General features: G+C 61.8%; 21 protein-coding genes and 2 tRNA genes. 11 read left to right on the plus strand and 12 right to left on the minus strand.

Going from position 1 to position 21,115, the window contains the following annotated elements:
• Complete coding sequence (locus LW136_RS05255) at positions 1-1,008, plus strand: branched-chain amino acid ABC transporter permease (RefSeq protein WP_044316222.1); 1,008 nt, start codon at positions 1-3, stop codon at positions 1,006-1,008.
• Positions 1,009-1,115: 107 nt separating this feature from the next.
• Positions 1,116-1,313: a hypothetical protein gene (locus tag LW136_RS05260; protein ID WP_044316221.1), complete on the plus strand. Its 198-nt coding sequence runs from the start codon at positions 1,116-1,118 to the stop codon at positions 1,311-1,313.
• Between the two features lie 72 nt (positions 1,314-1,385).
• On the opposite strand, the gene ychF is transcribed toward LW136_RS05260, so the two are convergent.
• The 9 genes from ychF to LW136_RS05305 all read right to left on the minus strand — a co-directional run bounded on the left by ychF (position 1,386) and on the right by LW136_RS05305 (position 8,320).
• Positions 1,386-2,486, minus strand: a complete 1,101-nt coding sequence (ychF, locus tag LW136_RS05265) for a redox-regulated ATPase YchF (RefSeq protein ID WP_044316220.1) — start codon at positions 2,484-2,486, stop codon at positions 1,386-1,388.
• A gap of 24 nt (positions 2,487-2,510) precedes the next feature.
• Entirely contained in the window at positions 2,511-3,095 is a 585-nt protein-coding gene (gene pth, locus LW136_RS05270) for an aminoacyl-tRNA hydrolase (RefSeq protein WP_014819341.1), read from the minus strand.
• 33 nt (positions 3,096-3,128) lie between these two features.
• Positions 3,129-3,746, minus strand: coding sequence for a 50S ribosomal protein L25/general stress protein Ctc (locus LW136_RS05275; RefSeq protein WP_044316219.1), 618 nt, complete (start codon positions 3,744-3,746; stop codon positions 3,129-3,131).
• A gap of 120 nt (positions 3,747-3,866) precedes the next feature.
• Positions 3,867-4,808 carry a ribose-phosphate pyrophosphokinase gene (locus tag LW136_RS05280; protein ID WP_003294564.1) on the minus strand — a complete coding sequence of 314 codons (942 nt, stop codon included), beginning with the start codon at positions 4,806-4,808 and terminating at the stop codon, positions 3,867-3,869.
• A 78-nt stretch (positions 4,809-4,886) separates the two neighbouring features.
• Positions 4,887-4,961: transfer RNA gene (locus LW136_RS05285), tRNA-Gln, on the minus strand.
• A gap of 52 nt (positions 4,962-5,013) precedes the next feature.
• Positions 5,014-5,088: transfer RNA gene (locus LW136_RS05290), tRNA-Gln, on the minus strand.
• A 19-nt stretch (positions 5,089-5,107) separates the two neighbouring features.
• On the minus strand, positions 5,108-5,968 hold the full coding sequence (gene ispE, locus LW136_RS05295) for a 4-(cytidine 5'-diphospho)-2-C-methyl-D-erythritol kinase (RefSeq protein WP_044316218.1): 861 nt from the start codon (positions 5,966-5,968) through the stop codon (positions 5,108-5,110).
• Positions 5,969-6,589, minus strand: coding sequence for a lipoprotein insertase outer membrane protein LolB (gene lolB, locus LW136_RS05300; protein ID WP_044316217.1), 621 nt, complete (start codon positions 6,587-6,589; stop codon positions 5,969-5,971).
• Between the two features lie 3 nt (positions 6,590-6,592).
• Positions 6,593-8,320 (minus strand): tetratricopeptide repeat protein, encoded by a 1,728-nt coding sequence (locus tag LW136_RS05305; RefSeq protein WP_041016213.1) that lies wholly within the window; start codon positions 8,318-8,320, stop codon positions 6,593-6,595.
• A 200-nt stretch (positions 8,321-8,520) separates the two neighbouring features.
• On the opposite strand from LW136_RS05305, the gene hemA reads away from it, so the two are divergent.
• From hemA to LW136_RS05335, 6 genes are all read left to right on the plus strand, one after another.
• Positions 8,521-9,789, plus strand: coding sequence for a glutamyl-tRNA reductase (gene hemA, locus LW136_RS05310; protein ID WP_014819346.1), 1,269 nt, complete (start codon positions 8,521-8,523; stop codon positions 9,787-9,789).
• Positions 9,786-10,868: a peptide chain release factor 1 gene (prfA, locus tag LW136_RS05315; protein WP_041016214.1), complete on the plus strand. Its 1,083-nt coding sequence runs from the start codon at positions 9,786-9,788 to the stop codon at positions 10,866-10,868. The genes hemA and prfA overlap by 4 nt, the downstream gene beginning before the upstream one ends.
• 34 nt (positions 10,869-10,902) lie before the next feature.
• Positions 10,903-11,730 carry a peptide chain release factor N(5)-glutamine methyltransferase gene (gene prmC, locus LW136_RS05320; RefSeq protein WP_041016215.1) on the plus strand — a complete coding sequence of 276 codons (828 nt, stop codon included), beginning with the start codon at positions 10,903-10,905 and terminating at the stop codon, positions 11,728-11,730.
• Between the two features lie 22 nt (positions 11,731-11,752).
• Positions 11,753-12,508 (plus strand): molybdopterin-synthase adenylyltransferase MoeB, encoded by a 756-nt coding sequence (locus LW136_RS05325; protein ID WP_041016216.1) that lies wholly within the window; start codon positions 11,753-11,755, stop codon positions 12,506-12,508.
• Positions 12,501-13,295, plus strand: a complete 795-nt coding sequence (murI, locus tag LW136_RS05330; protein WP_041016217.1) for a glutamate racemase — start codon at positions 12,501-12,503, stop codon at positions 13,293-13,295. Before LW136_RS05325 ends, murI begins: the two co-directional genes overlap by 8 nt.
• An 81-nt stretch (positions 13,296-13,376) precedes the next feature.
• Positions 13,377-13,895: an acyloxyacyl hydrolase gene (locus LW136_RS05335; RefSeq protein ID WP_023444078.1), complete on the plus strand. Its 519-nt coding sequence runs from the start codon at positions 13,377-13,379 to the stop codon at positions 13,893-13,895.
• Positions 13,896-13,952: 57 nt separating this feature from the next.
• On the opposite strand, the gene LW136_RS05340 is transcribed toward LW136_RS05335, so the two are convergent.
• From LW136_RS05340 to upp, 3 genes are all read right to left on the minus strand, one after another.
• A complete protein-coding gene (locus LW136_RS05340) occupies positions 13,953-14,264 on the minus strand; it encodes a YkgJ family cysteine cluster protein (protein ID WP_003284787.1) in 312 nt (103 codons plus the stop codon).
• Positions 14,265-14,343: 79 nt separating this feature from the next.
• The gene (locus LW136_RS05345) at positions 14,344-15,603 is read right to left on the minus strand and encodes a uracil-xanthine permease family protein (protein ID WP_003284785.1); all 1,260 of its coding nucleotides are present in this window, start codon (positions 15,601-15,603) and stop codon (positions 14,344-14,346) included.
• A 2-nt stretch (positions 15,604-15,605) separates the two neighbouring features.
• A complete protein-coding gene (gene upp, locus LW136_RS05350; protein WP_003284783.1) occupies positions 15,606-16,244 on the minus strand; it encodes a uracil phosphoribosyltransferase in 639 nt (212 codons plus the stop codon).
• Positions 16,245-16,494: 250 nt separating this feature from the next.
• Here upp and LW136_RS05355 point away from each other — a divergent pair, with 250 nt between their 5' ends.
• The 3 genes from LW136_RS05355 to LW136_RS05365 all read left to right on the plus strand — a co-directional run bounded on the left by LW136_RS05355 (position 16,495) and on the right by LW136_RS05365 (position 20,911).
• Positions 16,495-17,052: a hypoxanthine-guanine phosphoribosyltransferase gene (locus LW136_RS05355; protein ID WP_041016218.1), complete on the plus strand. Its 558-nt coding sequence runs from the start codon at positions 16,495-16,497 to the stop codon at positions 17,050-17,052.
• A 590-nt stretch (positions 17,053-17,642) separates the two neighbouring features.
• Entirely contained in the window at positions 17,643-19,448 is a 1,806-nt protein-coding gene (locus LW136_RS05360) for a DUF1302 domain-containing protein (protein ID WP_020308396.1), read from the plus strand.
• Positions 19,449-19,549: 101 nt separating this feature from the next.
• Positions 19,550-20,911 (plus strand): DUF1329 domain-containing protein, encoded by a 1,362-nt coding sequence (locus LW136_RS05365; protein WP_031297208.1) that lies wholly within the window; start codon positions 19,550-19,552, stop codon positions 20,909-20,911.
• Positions 20,912-21,115 lie beyond the last annotated feature (204 nt).

The raw sequence follows: 21,115 nt of genomic DNA on the forward strand, positions 1-21,115 counted from the left end.
ATGACGAATCCGGCAAACGTGCAGGCCGCATCGCTGCGGCAGGCCAGTGTGGTACGCGAGCGCAGGCACGCGGCCGCGCGGCGGCAGAAGATTTTCTATGCGGTGTTGCTGGTGATCGCGCTGTTGGCGCCGCTGGCGGTGTATCCGGTGTTCCTGATGAAGCTGCTGTGCTTCGCCCTGTTCGCCTGCGCCTTCAACCTGCTGCTCGGCTACGCGGGGCTGCTGTCCTTCGGCCATGCGGCGTTCTTCGCCACCGGCGGCTACATCACCGGCTACATGCTGAGCAGCTACAGTGGGCTCAGTACCGAGCTGGGGATACTCGCCGGCACCCTGGCCTCGACGGTGCTCGGTGCGCTGTTCGGCATGCTGGCGATCCGCAGGCAGGGCATCTACTTCGCGATGATTACCCTGGCGCTGGCGCAGCTGGTGTTCTTCGTCTTTGTTCAGGCGCCGTTCACCGGGGGCGAGAACGGGTTGCAGGGCGTGCCGCGCGGGCATCTGTTCGGCCTGGTCGACATGAAGAACAACATGGCCATGTACTACTTCGTGCTGGCGGTGTTCGTCCTTGGCTTCGCCATCATCCAGCGCACCATCCATTCTCCGTACGGCCAGGTGCTCAAGGCCATCCGCGAGAACGAGCCGCGGGCGGTGTCGCTCGGCTACAACGTCGATCGGCACAAGCTGCTGGCGTTCGTCATCTCCGCGGCGCTTGCCGGTCTGGCTGGCGCGACCAAGACCGTGGTGTTCCAGCTGGCCTCGCTGACCGACGCGCACTGGCACATGTCCGGCGAGGTCATCCTGATGACCCTGCTCGGCGGCGTCGGCACCATCCTCGGGCCGCTGGTCGGCGCCACCGTGGTGGTGACGCTACAAAGCTCGCTGTCCAACGGACCGTTGGGCGAGTGGGTGCATGTGATCCTCGGGGTGATCTTCGTGCTCTGCGTGCTGCTGTTCCGCTCCGGCATCGTCGGCTGGCTGGAGCGGCTGGTGAAGCGCAACTTCAAGTAGCGATCCGATGCGGGACCGTCCAGATTGCGCCGGACGGTCCCGCCATCGGCGAACCCGCTGCAGGGATACGTGCCTAACGTCCCAGGCCCCTTTCAGAGGACAGAGCCATGCCTGGCACCGAACCCCAAATGCAGCCGCAACCCACTTGGCCCTGGCGAGCCGACGAATCGCCCCTCAACGACCTCGACGACGCCGAGAGCGATACCGAGTTCGAAGGCCCGGACGAGCTGGCGGAAGAAGTGCTCGAACAACTCGAGAAGGTCGCTCCGCCGCCGGATCCGATGCCCGACCCTGGTCCGCTTTAACGGATTGCACTCCCTTCGATAGAAACTAAAAGGCCCCGACGAGTCGGGGCCTTTTTTCAAGCGAGCGGACGCTTAGACGTTAAAGCGGAAGTGCATGACGTCACCGTCCTTGACGATGTATTCCTTGCCTTCCAGGCGCCACTTGCCGGCTTCCTTGGCGCCGGCTTCGCCCTTGTACTGGATGAAGTCGTCATAGGCGATGACTTCAGCGCGGATGAAGCCTTTCTCGAAATCGGTGTGGATCACCGCGGCCGCCTGCGGAGCGGTCGCACCGATTCTGACGGTCCAGGCGCGGACTTCCTTCACCCCGGCGGTGAAGTAGGTCTGCAGGCTGAGCAGCTCGTAACCGGCGCGGATCACACGGTTCAGACCTGGTTCTTCCATACCCATGGTTTCGAGGAACATCTGCATCTCTTCCAGATCGTCCAGCTCGGCGATCTCGGCCTCGATCTTGTTGCACACCGGCACGACGATGGCGCCTTCTTCCTCGGCGATGGCGTTGACCACGTCCAGGAGCGGGTTGTTCTCGAAGCCATCCTCGGCGACGTTGGCGATGTACATCACCGGCTTGGTGGTCAGCAGGTGGAAGGTCTTGGCCAGGCGCTTTTCCTCGTCACTGAAGCTCTTCAGCAGGCTGCGTGCCGGCTTGCCCTCGGTGAGGTGCGGGATCAGCTTCTCCAGCAGCCCCTTCTGTGCGACCGCTTCCTTGTCGCCGCCCTTGGCGGTACGGGCGACGCGCTGCAGCTGCTTCTCGCAACTGTCGAGGTCGGCCATGATCAGTTCGAGGTCGATGATCTCGATGTCACGCTTGGGGTCCACGCTGTTGGCGACGTGGATGACGTTCTCGTCTTCGAAGCAGCGCACCACATGGGCGATGGCGTCGGTTTCGCGGATGTTGGCGAGGAATTTGTTGCCCAGGCCTTCGCCCTTCGAAGCGCCGGCGACCAGGCCGGCGATGTCGACGAACTCCATGGTGGTCGGGATCACACGCTCCGGCTTGACGATCGCCGCCAGCGCGTCGAGACGCGGATCGGGCATCGGCACGATGCCGCTGTTCGGCTCGATGGTGCAGAAGGGAAAGTTCTCAGCCGCGATGCCGGATTTGGTCAGGGCGTTGAACAGGGTGGACTTGCCGACGTTGGGCAGACCGACGATGCCGCAGTTGAATCCCATGGTGATCTTGCCTCGGAGTTAGGTTCAGGCCTTCTGGCTGTGCAGGCGCTGCATCGCGCGGGTCCAGTCGCCGGCCAGGATTTCTGGCACGACATCCAGCGCAAAGTCGATGCTGGCGTCGAGCTTTTCGCGCTCGGTCTGCGGTGCGCGGCCCAGTACGTAGCCACTGACCAGGCTGGCGTGGCCAGGATGGCCGATACCCAGGCGCAGGCGATGAAAGCCGTTCTGATTGCCGAGCTTGGCGATGATGTCACGCAGCCCGTTGTGCCCGCCATGACCGCCACCCTGCTTGAGTTTGGCGACGCCCGGGGGCATATCGAGCTCATCATGGGCGACCAGGATGGACTCGGGGGGAATTCTGAAAAAGCCGGCCAATGCCGCCACCGCCTGACCGCTGCGGTTCATGTAGGTAGTGGGGATAAGCAGGCGGATGTCTTCACCCTGATGGCTGAACTTACCGACCAGGCCAAAGTACTTGCGATCGTTGCTGAGCGAGACGCCTTCACGGGCAGCCAGACGCTCAACGAAAAGAGCCCCCGCGTTGTGCCGGGTCTGGTCGTATTCAGGGCCTGGGTTTCCCAGGCCGACGATCAGTTTTACGGCAGTCACGACGGGGGCCTCTTCTTCGACTATGCGAGTGAATTACTCGGCAGCGTCTTCTTCTTTCGGAGCGTCTTCCTTGCTCACGCGCGGAGCGTGAACGTTGGCTACCGGCAGGTCGCTGCCGTGGGCCAGGGCGACCAGCTCAACGCCTTTCGGCAGCTTGAGATCGGTCATGTGCAGAACCTGGCCGACTTCGACGTTGGACATGTCGACTTCGATGAATTCCGGCAGGTCTTGCGGCAGGCAGGAAACTTCGACTTCGTTCAGGTTGTGCAGGATTTCGCCGCCTTGCTGCTTCACGCCCACGGAGGTTTCCTGGTTGATGAAGTGCAGGGGAACGGTGGCGGTCAGCTTGTGGCCGGCAACGACGCGAACGAAGTCAGCGTGCAGGACAAAGCTCTTGGCCGGATGGCGCTGCAGTGCCTTGATCAGAACGGATTCGTTCTGGCCGTCGACGTTCAGGTTCAGCACGTGGCTGAAGGAAGCTTCGTTTTCCAGCAGCTTGGCGAAGTCCTTGGCCAGGATGCTGATGGACTGCGGGGCCTTGTCGCCACCGTAGATGACGGCCGGAACCAGGGCGGCGTTACGACGCAGGCGGCGGCTCGCACCTTTCCCCAGGTCGGAACGCACTTGGGCATTCAGAGTGAAATCGTTCATGGTGATTCTCCAGTAGCAACATTACCTGTCGCGCTTGCGACCAGCGCTCGGGCTGTTGGGCAAAAAGCCCCGCACGAGGCGGGGCACATTACGTTCAGTGCGATTCGCGAAGCTTTTCGCTTAGCGGAACATCGCGCTGATCGATTCGGCATTGCTGATGCGGCGAACCGCTTCAGCCACCACTGGCGCGATGTCCAGTTGGCGAATTCGGGTGCAGGACTGTGCGGCAGCCGACAGCGGGATGGTGTTGGTCACCACCAGCTCGTCGAGCACGGAGCCTTCGATGTTCTCGATGGCGCGGCCGGACAGGATCGGGTGCGTGCAGTAGGCGTAGACCTTGGCGGCGCCATGATCCTTCAGCGCCTTGGCTGCATGGCACAGGGTGCCGGCGGTATCGACCATGTCATCGACGAGGATGCAGGTACGGCCTTCGATATCACCGATGATGTGCATCACTTCGGACTGGTTGGCTTTCGGCCGACGCTTGTCGATGATCGCCAGGTCGACGCCGAGGGATTTGGCCACGGCACGGGCGCGGACCACACCACCGATGTCCGGGGAGACGATCATCAGGTTCTCGAAGCGCTGAGCCTGGATGTCGTCGACCAGGACCGGCGAGCCGTAGATGTTGTCCACCGGCATGTCGAAGAAGCCCTGGATCTGGTCGGCGTGCAGGTCAACGGTCAGCACACGGTTGACGCCAACGACGTCGAGCATGTCGGCCACGACCTTGGCGCTGATCGGTACACGGGCAGAGCGCGGGCGACGATCCTGGCGGGCATAACCGAAGTAGGGGATCACTGCGGTGATGCGCGACGCCGAGGAGCGGCGGAAGGCGTCGGCCAGTACCACCAGTTCCATCAGGTTGTCGTTGGTCGGAGCGCAGGTCGGCTGGATCAGAAATACGTCCTTACCGCGAACGTTCTCGTTGATCTCGACACTGATTTCGCCGTCGGAGAACTTTCCGACGTAGGCATCACCGAGGGGGATATGCAGCTGACGTACGACACGCCGGGCCAGGTCGGGGTTGGCGTTCCCCGTGAAGACCATCATCTTGGACACGCGCAGTACCTGCCTGAGGGTGGGTCCGATGAATAAAAAGCTGTTCAAAAGGCGAGCTCTTGAACAGCTTCAAGTGTATGGCAGGGGCGGCTGGATTCGAACCAACGCATGCCAGGATCAAAACCTGGTGCCTTACCGCTTGGCGACGCCCCTGTAGGGTCAACTTCATTGGTGCTGTTGCAGTCGTACGAACCTTGGGAGGTTATGGCAGGGGCGGCTGGATTCGAACCAACGCATGCCAGGATCAAAACCTGGTGCCTTACCGCTTGGCGACGCCCCTGTATCGTACAACCTGTGTGCTACGCACTCGCTTCCTGCGCCAGTTTTTCAAGGCTTCGGTGCAACATCGAAATGTTACGACCGTGGGCAACGAAACTTGGCAAAGTGTCTGGAAGTTGGCGGCGGACTTTATCAGCCTCGCCTTCGTTTGGGAAGCTCCCAAACACACAAGCTCCAGTGCCAGTCATGCTTGCCGGAACGAATTTGTTCAACAAGCTCAAAGCGTTACGAACTTCTGGATAACGCTTCTCGACTATTGGCTGACAGTCATTATGACCGCCCCCTGCAAGAAGGCTGCGAACTGTAATGGCCGGGGTATTACGTGTCAACTCTGGGTCGGCAAATATTTCCGCTGTACTAACAGAGACTTGCGGCGCGATTACGAGGAACCATGGTTCGGGCAAATCGACCGGTTGCAGGCGCTCGCCAACCCCCTCGGCAAATGCTGCCCGGCCGCGTACGAACACCGGTACGTCGGCGCCCAGGGTCAGCCCCAGCGCGGCCAGTTGGTCTTCGCCCAGGTGCAGTTGCCACAGGTGGTCGAGGCCGAGCAGGGTGGTCGCTGCGTCGGAGCTGCCGCCGCCGATGCCGCCGCCCATGGGCAGACGTTTGAGCAGGGTGATATCTGCGCCGAGCGAGCAGCTGCTAGCACGCTGCAGCAGGCGCGCTGCACGGACGATCAAGTTGCTGTCGTGATCGACGCCCGGCAGTTCGGTATGCAGGCGAATCTCGCCGTCAGCACGCAGGCGGAAGCTGAGTTCGTCGCCATGGTCGAGAAACTGGAACAGCGTCTGCAGCTCGTGATAGCCGTCTGCGCGGCGGCCGACGATATGCAGCATCAGATTGAGTTTGGCCGGTGCCGGCAGGGTCAGCGTCTGCATTCAGCGGCCCAGCTGGCGCGCTTGCCAGTCCTTGACCACCAGGGTGATCTGCAGGTCATGGCCATGCAGGCGGATGCGCTCGGGCAGCGTGAAGCCGTTGTGTTCGCCGTATGCCAGGTAGTCGACCTGCCAGCCGTCCTGTTCCAGTCGTGCCAGGCGGCTCTCGCTGTCCAGGCTCAGACGGCTGCGGCTGTCCGGCGCAGGCAAGCCACGCACCCACCAGAGCAGGTGCGATACCGGCAGCTGCCAGCCGAGCTGCGCTTCGACCAGGGCCTCCGGGGATTCGGCTTCGAATCGGCCCTGGCCGGCGACTTCCAGAGATACGGCGTCGGGGCGGCCGGTCAGGCGGGTGGCGCCTCGGCCCAGGGGGCCGGACAGGCGAATGTCGAAGTAGTCCTGGCGCTGCAGCCAGAACAGTGTGCCGCTGCCGGATTCCTGCGGTGCGCGAATGCCGATCTTGCCGCTGATCTGCCAGCCATCGACCGTCGCGACCTGGCTGCGATGCTCTTTCCAGGCGGTGGCATTGCCGGGGCCTTCAACCGATTCGCGTGGGCCAAGCCCGGCACAGCCAGCAAGCAGGAGGGCCAGGCAGGGAGTAAGAAGGTTTTTCAACAGGGACATGGGTCAGGGCTTCTCCGATCCGGTCAACCGTTTCAGCGTTTCGCGCAGGATCTGGCTGTCCGGTTGTAGTTTGAGTGCCTTCGACCAGACCGCGCGGGCCTCGCTGTGTTCACCCTGGGCCCAAAGCACCTCGCCCAGGTGCGCGGCGACTTCGTGGTCGGCAAAGCGTTGCAGCGCCTTTCGCAGTAGCGCTTCGGCCTCGGTCAGATTGCCCAGGCGGAAGTTGACCCAGCCGAGGCTGTCGAGGATCGCCGGGTCGTCGGGGTTGAGCTGGTAGGCCTGCTCGATCAGCTGGAGCGCTTCCTTGTGGCGATCAGTACGGTCGGCCAGGGTGTAGCCGAGCGCGTTGAGCGCCATGGCGTTGTCCGGCTCACGCTCGATGATGAAGCGCAGGTCGCGTTCCAGTTGCGCCAGATCGCCGCGCTTTTCCGCAAGCATGGCGCGGGTGTACAGCAGGTTGAGGTCGTCGGGGAAATCGGCAAGCGCCTGCTCCACCAGTTGCCAGCCTTGCTCGGTGCGGTCCTGCTCGGAGAGCGCTTCGATCTCGATCAGGTACAGCTGGATGGCGTAGTCAGGCTGCTGCTGGCGTGCGTCGGCCAGCACCGCAGATGCTTCCTGGTCGCGATTGCCGGAATAGAGCAGCTGGCTCTGCAGCAGCTTCGCTGGCAGGTATTCGTTGCCAGGGCCGACTTGAGCTAGCGCGTCGAGCGCCTTGGCGTTCTTGTCCATCGCCTGATAGGCACGGCCAAGATTGAAGTAAGCCGCGTCAACGTGGCTGCCGCGTTCGATCAGCTCTTCCAGGTACACGGTGGCTTCGCGCCAGGCCTCAGCCTCCATGCAGACCAGCGCCATGGAGAAGCGCAGGTCGTCGTCGGTGGGGTGCTGCTGGACCAAGGTGGCGAACTCGCCCATGGCGTCTTCCAGGCGCTCCTGTTCCACCAGAAGGCGCGCATAGGTCAGGCGCAGACGCTTGTCCTCGGGGTGCTGGCGCAGGCTTCGCTCGAGCAGCGGGATCGCTTCGTCGCTGCGTTGCAAGCTGTGCAGCAGGCGTGCTTCGAGCAGGATCGACGGGATCTGCCGCTCCTTGTCCGGCTGCTTCTGCAGCAATGCCAGTGCTTCCTCGCTGCGATCATCCTGTTGCAGCAGCACGGCCTTGCCGAAGGAGAGCTGTGGATTGTCGGGGTGTTTGACCAACAGCTTGTCGAAGCTTTGCAACAGGCCGGCGCGGGTGTCCGGGTCGGTTTCCGAGGCCGAAAGGGCGAGGAAATCGAAATGAGTGTCGCCCTGGCCCTGCAGAACCTTCTCCATGAACTCGAGCGATTCTTCGTAACGCCCGGCGCGGGCCAGCTGCACGGCTGCGGCGCGCTGCGCGTCGAGACTGTCAGGGGCGTTGCGCGCCCAGATCGTTGCGGTATCCAGCGCCGCCTGGTCTGCGCCAAGGTATTCGGCGATACGGAATCCGCGTTCGGCGACGCCGGCGTCCTGTGTCGCATGCGCCTGCTGTACGTAATTGCCCAGGGCAATGTCGAAGCGGTTGCGCTGGCCGGCAAGCTCTGCGACCAGCAGCGCATAGAGGGATTGGCGACTGAACGAGCCGTACTCTGCCGCGTCGCTGGCGGAGCTCTCCTGGGCAGCGTCCTCGACCGGCGGACTGCTTTCGGGGGCTTGCTGCGTGAAGGTCTGGCAGCCGCCGATGAACAGCAGGGCGGCAAGTGCGGCGAGTTTTTTCATAGGGGAAATGTACGGCTGGTGTGCGGTCGCGGCATGATGACACAAGCCGCAGGTCAAGCCCATGGGCCCCGGGAGGCGCGCAGGCCGGTTCGGTAGCTGATTGGCAGTACCAATCGAATCCGACAATCGAGGGCAATGGTTGTTCTCCATCTGATGAAGTAGGAGAATTGCGCGCTCTGTTATCGAATCAGCGATTCTGCATGGCTTTCCTCGCGCTTGGCATTAATCACAAGACCGCTTCGGTGGACGTCCGCGAGCGCGTAGCCTTCACGCCCGACCAGATGGTCGAGGCTTTGCGGCAACTGTGCCGCGTCACTCCGACCCGCGAAGCGGCGATCCTCTCGACCTGCAATCGCAGCGAGCTGTATCTGCAACAGGATCAGGTCGAGGCCGATGCCGTGCTCGCCTGGCTGGCCAATTATCACCGTCTCAGCCTCGACGAGCTCAAGGCATGCGCCTATGTGCATGTCGACGATCAGGCCGTGCGCCACATGATGCGCGTCGCCTCCGGGCTCGACTCGCTGGTGCTGGGCGAACCGCAGATTCTCGGGCAGATGAAGTCGGCCTATGCGGTCGCCCGTGAGGCCGGCAGCGTCGGGCCTCTGCTTGGCCGGTTGTTTCAGGCCACCTTCAGCACCGCGAAGACCGTGCGCACCGACACCGCCATCGGCGAGAACCCGGTTTCGGTGGCGTTTGCCGCGGTCAGTCTGGCGCGGCAGATCTTCAGCAATCTGCAACGCAGCCAGGCCCTGCTGATCGGCGCCGGTGAGACCATCACCCTGGTCGCGCGCCATCTGCACGAGCAGGGCGTGAAGAAGATCGTGGTCGCCAACCGCACCCTCGAGCGGGCCAGCGCGCTGGCCGCCGAGCTAGGGGCGCAGGCGATCCTGCTTGCCGATATCCCGGACGAGTTGCACAACAGCGACATCGTCATCAGTTCCACTGCCAGCCAGCTGCCGATTCTCGGCAAGGGCGCGGTCGAACAGGCGCTGAAGCGACGCAAGCACAAGCCGATGTTCATGGTCGATATCGCTGTGCCGCGGGACATCGAATCGCAGGTCGGCGAGCTGGACGACGTCTATCTGTACACGGTCGACGATCTGCATGAGGTGGTTGCGGAGAACCTCAAGAGTCGCCAGGGCGCGGCCCAGGCCGCCGAGGAGCTGGTCGCGGCTGGCACCGAGGACTTCATGCAGCGCCTGCGCGAGCTGGCCGCAGTTGATGTGCTCAAGGCCTACCGGCAGCACGCCGAGCGCATTCGCGACGACGAGCTGAGCAAGGCTCAGCGTCTGCTGGCCAATGGGGGCAGCGCCGAGGAGGTTCTCGTCCAGCTCGCCCGTGGCCTGACCAACAAACTGCTGCATGCACCCAGCGTGCAACTGAAGAAACTCTCCGCCGAGGGCCGCGTCGAGGCGCTGAGCATGGCCCAGGAACTCTTCGCCCTGCACGAGGGCACGGAAAAACCATGAAAGCTTCGCTGCTGAACAAGCTGGACATCCTGCAGGACCGTTTCGAAGAACTCACCGCACTGCTCGGCGACGCCGAAGTCATCAGCGATCAAAGCCGTTTTCGCGCCTATTCCCGCGAGTACGCCGAAGTCGAGCCGGTGATCGTCGCCTATCGGCAGCTGTGCAAGGTTCAGCAGCATCTCGAGGGCGCTCAGGCGCTGCTCAAGGACAGTGATCCCGACATGCGCGAGATGGCCGAGGAGGAGGTTGCCGAAGCCAAGGCCCAGCTCGAGACGCTTGAAGCCAACCTGCAGCGCATGCTGCTGCCCAAGGACCCCAACGACGGGCGCAACGTGTTCCTCGAGATCCGCGCCGGCACCGGCGGCGACGAGGCGGCGATCTTTGCCGGCGATCTGTTCCGCATGTATTCGCGCTATGCCGAGAAGCAGGGCTGGCGCGTCGAGATCCTCTCCGAGAGCGAAGGCGAGCACGGCGGCTACAAGGAAGTGATTTCCCGCGTCGAGGGCGACAACGTCTACGCCAAGCTCAAGTTCGAATCCGGCGCGCACCGCGTGCAGCGCGTGCCGGAGACCGAATCCCAGGGACGCATTCACACCTCCGCCTGCACCGTGGCGGTGTTACCGGAGCCGGATGAGCAGGCGGCGGTGGAGATCAATCCGGCCGAGCTGCGTATCGACACCTATCGCTCCTCCGGCGCCGGCGGTCAGCACGTCAACAAGACCGACTCAGCGATTCGTATCACGCACCTGCCCACTGGCATTGTGGTCGAGTGTCAGGAAGAGCGTTCGCAGCACAAGAACCGCGCCAAGGCCATGGCCTGGCTCGCCGCCAAGCTGCAGGACCGCCAGGACGCCGCGGCGCACAAGGAAATCTCCGAGACGCGCAAGTTGCTGGTCGGCTCCGGGGATCGCTCCGAACGTATCCGTACCTACAATTTCCCCCAAGGCCGGGTCACCGACCATCGCGTCAACCTGACGCTGTATTCGCTCAACGAAGTGATCGGCGGCGCCGTGGAGCAGGTCATCGAGCCGCTGTTGCAGGAATACCAGGCCGACCAGCTGGCCGCGCTGGGCGACTGATCCTTTTCGCTGCGCACCGCGCTAAGAGCACCTCATGCCAACCATCGAGTCCCTGCTGCAAAGTGCCGATCTGCCGGACTCGCCGAGCGCCAGGCTGGATGCCGAATGGTTGCTCGCGGCCGCCCTGAACAAGTCGACCAGCTATCTGCGCACCTGGCCGGAGCGCGAGGTGCCGGCAGAGTGTGCCGAGCGCTTTGCTGCTGATCTCGCACGGAGGCGTCAGGGTGAACCGGTCGCCTACATCCTCGGGCGCCAGGGCTTCTGGAGTCTGGAACTTGAAGTGGCAGCGGATACGCTGATCCCCCGGCCTGACACCGAACTGCTGGTGGAGACCGCGCTGCAGCTGCTCTCCGCTGCACCGGCCCGGGTGCTCGATCTGGGCACCGGCACCGGCGCGATTGCGCTGGCTCTGGCGACCGAGCGGCCGGCGTGGCAGGTCTGCGGTGTGGACCGTATCGAGGCCGCCGTGAGGCTGGCTGAGCGCAACCGGCTGCGGCTCGGACTGCACAACGCTGCGTTCACCCTGAGCGACTGGTTTGCCGGTCTGAACGGCGAGCGGTTCCAGATGATCGTCAGCAACCCACCCTATATTCCGGCCAGCGACCCGCACCTGCTGCAGGGCGATGTCCGCTTCGAGCCGCAGAGTGCGCTGATCGCGGGTGCGGATGGCCTGGACGACATCCGCACGATCATCGCCCAGGCGGCGGCGCACCTGCAGTCGGGTGGCTGGTTGCTGCTGGAGCACGGTTACGATCAGGCTGAGGCGGTGCGCATGCTTTTGCTTTCCCGCGGTTTCGAGGATGTGCAAAGCCGGCTCGATCTGGGTGGGCATGAGCGCATCAGCCTTGGCCGCCTGCCATGATTGCGTTTTGTGAGGTGCTTGGATGCTGAGTGACGAAGAGCTGCTGCGCTACAGCCGGCAGATCCTGCTCAAGCAGGTCGATATCGACGGCCAGTTGCGCCTCAAGCAGAGTCGCGTGCTGATCGTCGGGCTTGGCGGGTTGGGCTCGCCGGTAGCGCTCTATCTGGCGGCCGCTGGTGTCGGTGAGCTGCACCTGGCCGACTTCGATGCGCTGGATCTGACCAATCTGCAGCGGCAGATCGCTCACGACACACCCTCGCTTGGCCTGCACAAGGTCGACTCGGCCATGGCCCGGCTGGGGGCGCTGAACCCCCATGTACAGCTGGTGCCGTATCGCAGCGGGTTGGACGCCGATTCCCTGGATGCGGCAGTGGAGCGGGTCGATCTGGTGCTCGATTGCACGGACAACTTCGGCATTCGCGAAGCGGTGAACGCCGCATGCGTGAAAGCGAAAAAGCCGCTGGTCAGCGGCGCGGCGATCCGTCTTGAGGGGCAGCTTTCGGTGTTCGATGCGCGAGTCGAAACGAGCCCCTGCTACCACTGCCTCTATGGGCACGGTAGCGAAGCCGAGCTGACCTGCAGCGAAGCCGGTGTAGTGGGGCCGCTGGTGGGCATGGTTGGCAGCCTGCAGGCGTTGGAAGCGCTCAAGCTGCTGGTTGGCTTCGGCGAGCCGCTGATTGGTCGACTGTTACTGATCGATGCGCTGTCCAGTCGCTTCCGTGAGTTGCGGGTCAAGCGCGATCCACATTGCGCGGTGTGTGGCGCAAGCCATGGCTGACTGCGCAGCACCGGTCGGCGTCTTCGACTCCGGAGTAGGCGGGCTCTCGGTGCTGCGTGAGATCCGGCAGCGCCTGCCGCATGAGTCGCTGCTCTATCTCGCCGACAGCGCCCATGTCCCCTATGGCGAAAAGAGCCCGGACTACATCCGTGAGCGCTGCCGTGTCATTGCGGACTTTTTTGTCGAGAAGGGCGCGAAGGCGCTGGTGGTGGCCTGCAATACCGCGACCGCCGCTGGGGTCACCGAATTGCGCGAGCTGTATCCGCGATTGCCGATCATCGCCATGGAACCGGCCGTCAAGCCCGCCGCCCAGGCTACGCGGAGTGGTGTCGTCGGCGTGCTGGCGACAACCGGAACGCTGAAGAGCGCCCGCTTTGCCGCGTTGCTCGATCGCTTTGCCGCAGATGTGCGGGTGATCACTCAGCCGTGCCCCGGCTTGGTCGAGCGCATCGAGGCAGGCGATCTGAACAGTGCCGAAACGCGCGCCATGCTGATGGCGTGGGTCGGGCCGCTGCTGGCACAAGGCTGCGACACGCTGATTCTGGGTTGCACGCATTATCCCTTTATAAGGCCGCTGCTCAGCGAGCTACTGCCTGGAACCGTCCGCCTGATTGATACCGGAGCAGCCGTCGCGCGACACTTGCGCGATCTGCTGGCGGAGCGCCATCTGCTCGCCAGCGGGGTGGCCTCCGAGCGTTTCTATTGCAGCGGCGATCCGCGGCGAATGGCCAGCGTGTTGCCTATACTTTGGGGCGAAAACGCGAAAGTCGAGTTTTTTCCCCGCTAGGAACTCCAAGCGCAGTGGGGTTTCTCAAATATGCTGGCACCAAAAAACCAAACAAATGCAGTGTTTGATAAGGAAGTTCTCATGAAAAAACTGTTCTCCCTGGCTGCAGTGGCGGCACTCTCTGTAGGTTCGATGGCGGCTGCCCACGCCGTAGACTTTACCGTTGCGGTCGGCCAGACGGACGAGTCGACCATGACCTATCGCCTGGGTGCGCAATTCGATTTCGGCACCAGCTGGTTCCAGACCAGCGTGGGCCGACTGACCGGCTACTGGGATGCTGGTTATACCTACTGGGAGGGCGACGAGTCGTCGAGCAATCACAGCATTTCGCTGGCCCCGGTCTTCGTCTACGAGTTCGCTGGTGAATCGGTTAAACCCTATGTCGAGGCAGGCATCGGCGTCGCGGCGTTCGAGAGCACCGAGGTCGAGGGCAATCGTCTGGGTTCGTCTTTCCAGTTCGAGGATCGGATCGGTGCAGGCCTGCGTTTCGCCGGTGGCCACGAAGTGGGCGTGCGCGCAATCCACTATTCCAACGCCGGCATCAAGAAGCCGAACGATGGTGTCGAAAGCTACGCCTTGCATTACCGGATGGCCTTCTAAGCAGGTCGTCCCGAGGTGCTGCAGGGCGGTTCGCCAGCCCTGCACTGCCGATAGTGTTCAGCCATATGCCGTGGCGCTGCCCTTGCGCTCTTCGTGGCAATCCTCTGACCCCAGTTCGAACTCCCTGCAGATCAATGGGCGGTTTTCGTAGATCGTGCAGCGCATGCTGTCCCGATCAAGCGCCGCGCACCAGCCATCCTCCAGGCGCAGCATGACTTCGCCGCCCCAGCTGTCGGTGTCGATATAGCGCTGCGGAACGCCGGTATCGCTGAACAGCAACACTTCGAGTCGACAGCAGCAGGCCGCGCAGGTGGCGCAGCTCACGCTGGTGTCTTCGAGTTGTTGGTGGGGAATGGTCGAATCGTTCATCGCGCCAGTCTAGTCGATACGCTCGACCGGGCGCCCACTCAGGGCGCCGAGTGGTGGCACCAAAGCCGGTGTCACGCTTTTACAGCTCCTCGTTCAACTGCTTGTTGCGCCAACCATCCCCGCCGGGAAGCAGGAGGTTGAGCAGCAGGGCGATGATCGCGCACAGCGAAATGCCGGACAGGGTGAATTCACCGTAGCCGAATGCCATGCCGCCGATGCCGAACACCAGCGTCACCGAAACGATGATGAGGTTGCGTGCCTCGGACAGGTCGACCTGATGACGAATCAACGTGCTCAGACCCACCACGGCAATCGAGCCGAACAGCAGACAGAGAATGCCACCCATCACCGGAACCGGAATGCTCAGCAAGCCGGCGCCGAATTTGCCGATGAAGGCCAGGGCGATGGCGAATACCGCCGCCCAGGTCATGATCTTCGGGTTGTAGTTCTTGGTCAGCATCACCGCGCCGGTCACTTCGGCATAGGTGGTATTCGGCGGGCCGCCGAAAAGGCCGGCTGCCGAGGTGGCCACGCCATCGCCCAGTAGCGTGCGGTGCAAGCCTGGCTTCTTGACGTAGTTGTTGCCTGTCACGCTGCCGATGGCCACCACGCCGCCGATATGCTCGATGGCCGGTGCCAGGGCGACCGGCACCATGAACAGGATGGCGCCGATATTGAACTCCGGTGCGACGAAGTTCGGCATCGCTAGCCAGGGTGCGGCCGCGATACCGCTGGTATCCACCACGCCGAAAGCAAACGACAGCCCGTAGCCGACCGCAACGCCGGCGAGAATCGGTACCAGGCGAAACAAGCCCTTGCCCAGCACCGCCACGAGCAGGGTCGTGACAAGTGCCGGCATCGAGATCAGCATCGCCGTCTGGTAGGGGATCAACTGGGCGCTGCCATCTCCAGCCTTGCCCATGGCCATGTTCACCGCCACAGGTGACAGCGCCAGACCGATCGAAATGATCACTGGGGCGATGACCACTGGCGGCAGCAGGCGATCGATGAAGCCGGGGCCCTTCAGGCGCACCGCGAAGCCGAGCAGCATGTAGACAAGTCCGGCAGCGACCACGCCACCCATGACCGCCGGCAGGCCGAACTCACCCTTAGCCGCAATGATCGGTGCGATAAAGGCGAAGCTGGATGCCAGGAATACCGGCACCTGACGCCGCGTGATCAGCTGGAACAGCAGGGTGCCAAGGCCGGCGGTAAACAGCGCTACGTTGGGGTCCATGCCGGTGATCAGCGGCATCAGTACCAGGGCGCCGAAGGCCACGAACAGCATCTGTGCGCCGGCCAGTACCTGCCGGCCAAGCGGCTCGTCGGTATGCGACATGCTCAGATGTCCTTCTGCTTGGTGCCGAAGATCTTGTCGCCAGCGTCACCCAGGCCCGGGACGATGTAGCCGTGTTCGTCGAGACGCTCATCGATGGATGCCGTGAAAATCAGCACGTCCGGATGTGCTTTTTCCACAGCGGCGATGCCTTCCGGGGCGGCGACCAGCACCAAAGCACGGATTTCCTTGCAACCGGCCTTCTTCAGCATGTCGATTGTGGCGACCATCGAGCCGCCGGTGGCGAGCATGGGGTCGATGATGATGGCCAGGCGCTGTTCGATTTCCGGAACCAGTTTTTCCAAATAGGTCTGCGCCTGCAGCGTTTCCTCATTACGGGCGATGCCTACCGCACTGACCTTGGCGCCCGGGATTAGGCTGAGCACGCCGTCGAGCATGCCGATGCCCGCACGCAGGATGGGTACGACGGTGATCTTCTTGCCGGATATCTTCTCGACCTGCACCGGGCCGCACCAGCCGTCGATGCTGTAGTGTTCCAGCGGCAGATCAGAAGTTGCTTCATAAGTGAGGATCGAGCCCACTTCCTGAGCCAGTTCACGGAAGTTTTTGGTGCTGATGTCGGCGCGGCGCATCAGGCCGAGCTTGTGGCGGATCAGCGGATGGCGGATCTCTCGAATGGGCATTGTGGGCTCCGGCGGGCAAATAAACCGGCTTAGATTAAAGCATCGTCGAGTCAGCGGCTATTCGTGCGTCATTCGACCGGCAGACTTGCTGCGGCCCGCGGGGGTGGGTATCTTCCACGCCCTTTCGCGGACGGCTGAAAGTGGGCTGTTCGGTCAGGTTTTTCGCTGTTCAGGATACGGCGATTCAACCGCGCGAGTTGCCAGGTTCAGTTGGCGCTCTAACACTCATCTTTCTGAGGGGAATCGCATCATGTCCGTCGATCTCGCACATATCCGCCAAGTCATGGCCGAGGCTGACTGCCTGTACACCGAAGAACAGGTAGAAGCTGCAATCAGCCAGGTCGCCGAAACAATCAACGGCGAGCTGGCCGACCGCAATCCTGTGGTCTTCTGCGTCATGAATGGCGGCCTGATCTTTTCCGGCAAGCTCGTCCCTAAGCTGAACTTCCCGCTCGAACTGTCGTATCTGCATGCCACTCGTTATCGCAATGAAACCAGCGGCGGTGAGCTTTTCTGGAAAGCCAAGCCGGAGATCTCCTTTATTGATCGGGACGTGCTGATCATCGATGACATTCTGGATGAGGGCCACACGCTGGGTGCGATCATAGATTTCTGTCGCCACGCGGGTGCCGCCGCGGTGCATACCGCAGTGCTGATCGACAAGGATCACCAGCGCAAGGCGCGCCCGGATCTCAAAGCCGATTACGTTGGCCTGAGCTGTATCGATCGCTACATTTTTGGTTACGGCATGGACTACAAGGGTTACTGGCGCAATGCACCGGGAATCTATGCGGTCAAAGGGCTATAGGTAGCCAATTTCGGGCGAGCGCGTCCCGCTTAGAAAGGCATGTGTGCGCACCAGTGGCGGGGTGCGCTTCGCAGCTGTGACGCTGTGACGCAATGGGCGCCGAGCAGCGTTCGGTCGGCCCTCCGCTGCTGACCGACGCGGGAATTCCAGCGATCCAAAGCGTACACGCCGGTCCGTCTGTTTCCTTTCGCCCCACCTCATCGTTGCGGTAACGCCCTCCTTTCCGTTTTTCGCGTGTGTCGGCCATTTCCTTTGGTCGGTTGAATGACGGCCTGCGCCTTTGTCGTCCGACTCATTTGGCGGGTTTGGTGTGCGTTATCGCGCTCATGAATTGAACTTAAGGATAACTGACCGACAATTCTCCTATCTTGCAAGCTGAAAGGCTCTGGATCGGGCTTTGCGGCCCTGGCATTCACGGCTAAGCTGATTTGGACCTTAAAGGGCATGGCTTCGCGCAATCACGCTGAAAGCCACTGCTGTAAAGGCTATTAGCACTAAAGGATTACAAGCTAAATCAAACCTTAGTGCGCTTAACCCTGTTCCGGTGTCTGGGTAGGGTTGACGCACTTCGAACCAACCAGGAGCGCCTCATGACAAAAACAACAAGGCAAGGAATCTTCCAGCCGAAGTCCCTAGCTCTCGCCGTAGCGCTGGGCACTGCCGCCCCGGCTTACGCCGTGAGCTTCAATATCGGCGAGATCGAAGGGCAATTCGACTCGGCGATGTCCATCGGTGCCAGCTGGTCCATGGCGGACAGGGACAGGGATCTGGTCGGCATCAACAACGGCGGTACCGGCTTTACCCAGACCGGCGACGATGGTCGTCTGAACTTCAAGAAGGGCGAGACCTTCTCCAAGATTTTCAAGGGTGTGCACGATCTCGAGCTTCGTTATCGCGATAGCGGTGCCTTCGTTCGCGGCAAGTATTGGTATGACTTCGAGCTGAAGGATGAGAGTCGTCTTTTCAAGGACATCAGCGACAGCAACCGGAAAGAAGCCGCTCAATCATCCGGCGCGCAAATTCTGGACGCGTTCGTCTATCACAATTATTCCGTTGGTGATCTGCCCGGGACCGTCCGTCTTGGGAAGCAGGTAGTGAGCTGGGGCGAAAGTACCTTTATCGGTAACAGCATAAACTCCATCAATCCCTTGGACGCTGCAGCATTCCGCCGGCCGGGTGCTGAGATCAAAGAGGGGCTGATTCCGGTCAATATGTTCTACATCTCGCAGAGCCTGACCGACCGGTTGAGCATGGAGGCGTTCTATCAACTCGAGTGGGATCAGACCGTTGCCGATAATTGCGGTACTTTCTTCGCTGTAGATGTCGTTCAGGATGGTTGTGATGCCAACTACCACGTGGGCAGCCCGGCAATCGCTCCTCTTCAACCCGTCGCTGCTGCGTTCGGGCAGGGGTTCGAAGTCACTCCTGAGGGTGTGGTTTTGCCGCGAGCTGGCGACCGGGATGCACGTGATTCGGGGCAGTTCGGTCTTGCATTGCGCTGGTTGGGTGATGCCACCGAGTATGGTGCGTATTTCATGAATTACCACAGTCGGACGCCAAACGTCAGTACGCGATCTGCTGGCTTGGCTACCGCAGCGCAGCTGCCTGGCATTATCGGTACAGCTAATGGGCTCGTGCCTGGTGCTGGCTCTGGTTTGGCGCAGAGCGTCATGCTTGGCAACGGCCGCTATTACCTTGAGTACCCCGAAGATATCCAGCTTTACGGCCTTAGCTTCTCTACGACATTGCCCACTGGCACCGCGTGGTCTGGTGAGATCAGCTATCGACCCAATGCACCGGTTCAGCTGAATACTCAAGACCTCACTCGGGCTTTGCTTAATCCCCTTGCGCCGGGAACCTCTCCCATTGAAAGTACTTTCGGTGCAGAAAATCGCGGCTACAACCGCAAGGAAATCACCCAGTTGCAGACCACATTCACTCACTTCTTCGATCAAGTACTGGGCGCTGGTAGGGTGACCGTGGTGGGCGAGGTCGGCTACACGCATGTCGGCGGTCTCGAGAGCACCAGCGAACTGCGCTATGGGCGTGATCCTATCTACGGCACCCCGGATGATCCAGCCGCTTTGGCCCGCTACGGCCGCCACGGTTTCGTCACCGCCAACTCCTGGGGCTACCGCCTGCGTGGCATCGCGGACTACGACAACGTCTTCGCCGGCATCAACCTCAAGCCCAACCTGTCCTTCTCCCACGACGTCGACGGCTACGGCCCCAACGGTCTGTTCAACGAAGGCTCCAAGGCGGTCAGCATTGGTCTGGATGCCGAGTACCAGAATATGTACACCGCCAGCCTGTCCTACACCGATTTCTTCGGCGGCGACTACAACACGCTGGTTGACCGCGACTTCCTCGCGTTCAGCGTGGGCGTGAACTTCTAAGGAGACCAGCCGAGTGTCCGGCCGATGAGGATGATCGGCCGGACATCAGCGACAGGCATGGGCCTCCGGCCTATAACAAGATCAAGAGGAACTGGAATCGTATGAAAAAAACAGGAAAGCTATTGAGTGTCTTGGCCTTCTCCCTGCTCGCGAGCAGTGTGATGGCTGCCGTTTCCCCAGAAGAAGCCGCCAAGCTCGGTACATCGCTGACGCCGCTGGGCGCAGAAAAAGCCGGTAACGCCGACGGCAGCATCCCTGAGTGGACCGGTGGTCTCAAGACCGACGCGGCCCCCCTCAACAATGGGCATCTGACTAACCCGTTCAAGGACGAGCAGCCGAAGTTCGTCATCACCTCGCAGAACGCCGAACAGTACAAGGACAAGCTGACCGCAGGTCAGATGGCCATGTTCAAGCGCTATCCGGAAACCTACAAGATTCGCGTGTTCCCGACTCATCGTTCGGTCGCCGTGCCGGATGAGATCTATGAGGCTGCGAAGAAGAGTGCTGTGAATACCGAACTCGTCGAGGGCGGCAACGGTATCGCCAACTTCACCGACAGCCGTTATTACGCATTCCCGATTCCGAAGAATGGTCTGGAAGTGGTGTGGAACCATATCACCCGCTATCGCGGTGGCAACGTCCGTCGCAATATCGTCCAGGCTACCCCGCAAACCAACGGTAGCTACACCATGGTTCACTTCGAGGACGAAGTGGCGTTCCCGCTGGGTATGACGGATCTGGATCCCGAGCGCGCCAAGAACGCGCTGCTTTTCTTCAAACAGCGGGTGACTGCGCCGTCTCGCCTGGCAGGGAACGTCCTGCTGGTGCACGACTCGCTGGATCAGGTTAAGGAGCCCCGTCAGGCCTGGATCTACAACGCTGGCCAGCGTCGGGTACGCCGCGCGCCGCAAGTTGCATACGACGGGCCGGGTACCGCTTCGGACGGTATGCGCACCACGGATAACTTCGATATGTTCAGCGGCGCACCTGATCGCTACGACTGGAAGTTGATCGGCAAGAAAGAGCTGTACATCCCGTACAACAGCTATGAAATCGCTTCCAGCGAACTGAAGTACGACGACGTCATCAAGGCTGGCCACGTCAATCAGGATCTGGCGCGTTACGAGCTACACCGCGTCTGGGAGATTGAAGCCACGCTCAAGAGTGGCGAGCGCAACATCTACGCCAAGCGCCGTTTCTTCGTCGACGAGGATAGCTGGACCATCGTCCAGTCGGAGCTGTACGACGGTCGTGGTCAGCTTTGGCGTGTAGGCGAGGCCCACTCGCTGCAGTACTACCAGCACAAGGTGCCGGCTTACGCGTTCGAGGCGCTCTACGACATCATCTCCGGCCGCTACATCGCGATCGGCATGAGTAACGAGGAGAAGCCGCACGAATACGGCTATCGTGCCTCCGCTCGGGACTTCACGCCGGCTGCCCTGCGTAACGCAGGGGTGCGCTGATCGACTGACATTTAACCTGTGAATAAGGCGGCCAGGTGGCCGCCTTTTTTTTTGCGGCGAACCAGTGGATGATAATTTCCATTCGGTGCCCGAGGTCAGGACGATCGCATTGCTGGAACACTGGGCCCAATATGCGACGTGTGCAACGACAAGGCTGGCGTTTCGGCTGCCCGTGGTAACGACCGAGCGCAATGCCTGGCACAG

This window comes from Stutzerimonas kunmingensis (genome assembly GCF_021432085.1).
In the GTDB taxonomy this organism is placed as follows: domain Bacteria; phylum Pseudomonadota; class Gammaproteobacteria; order Pseudomonadales; family Pseudomonadaceae; genus Stutzerimonas.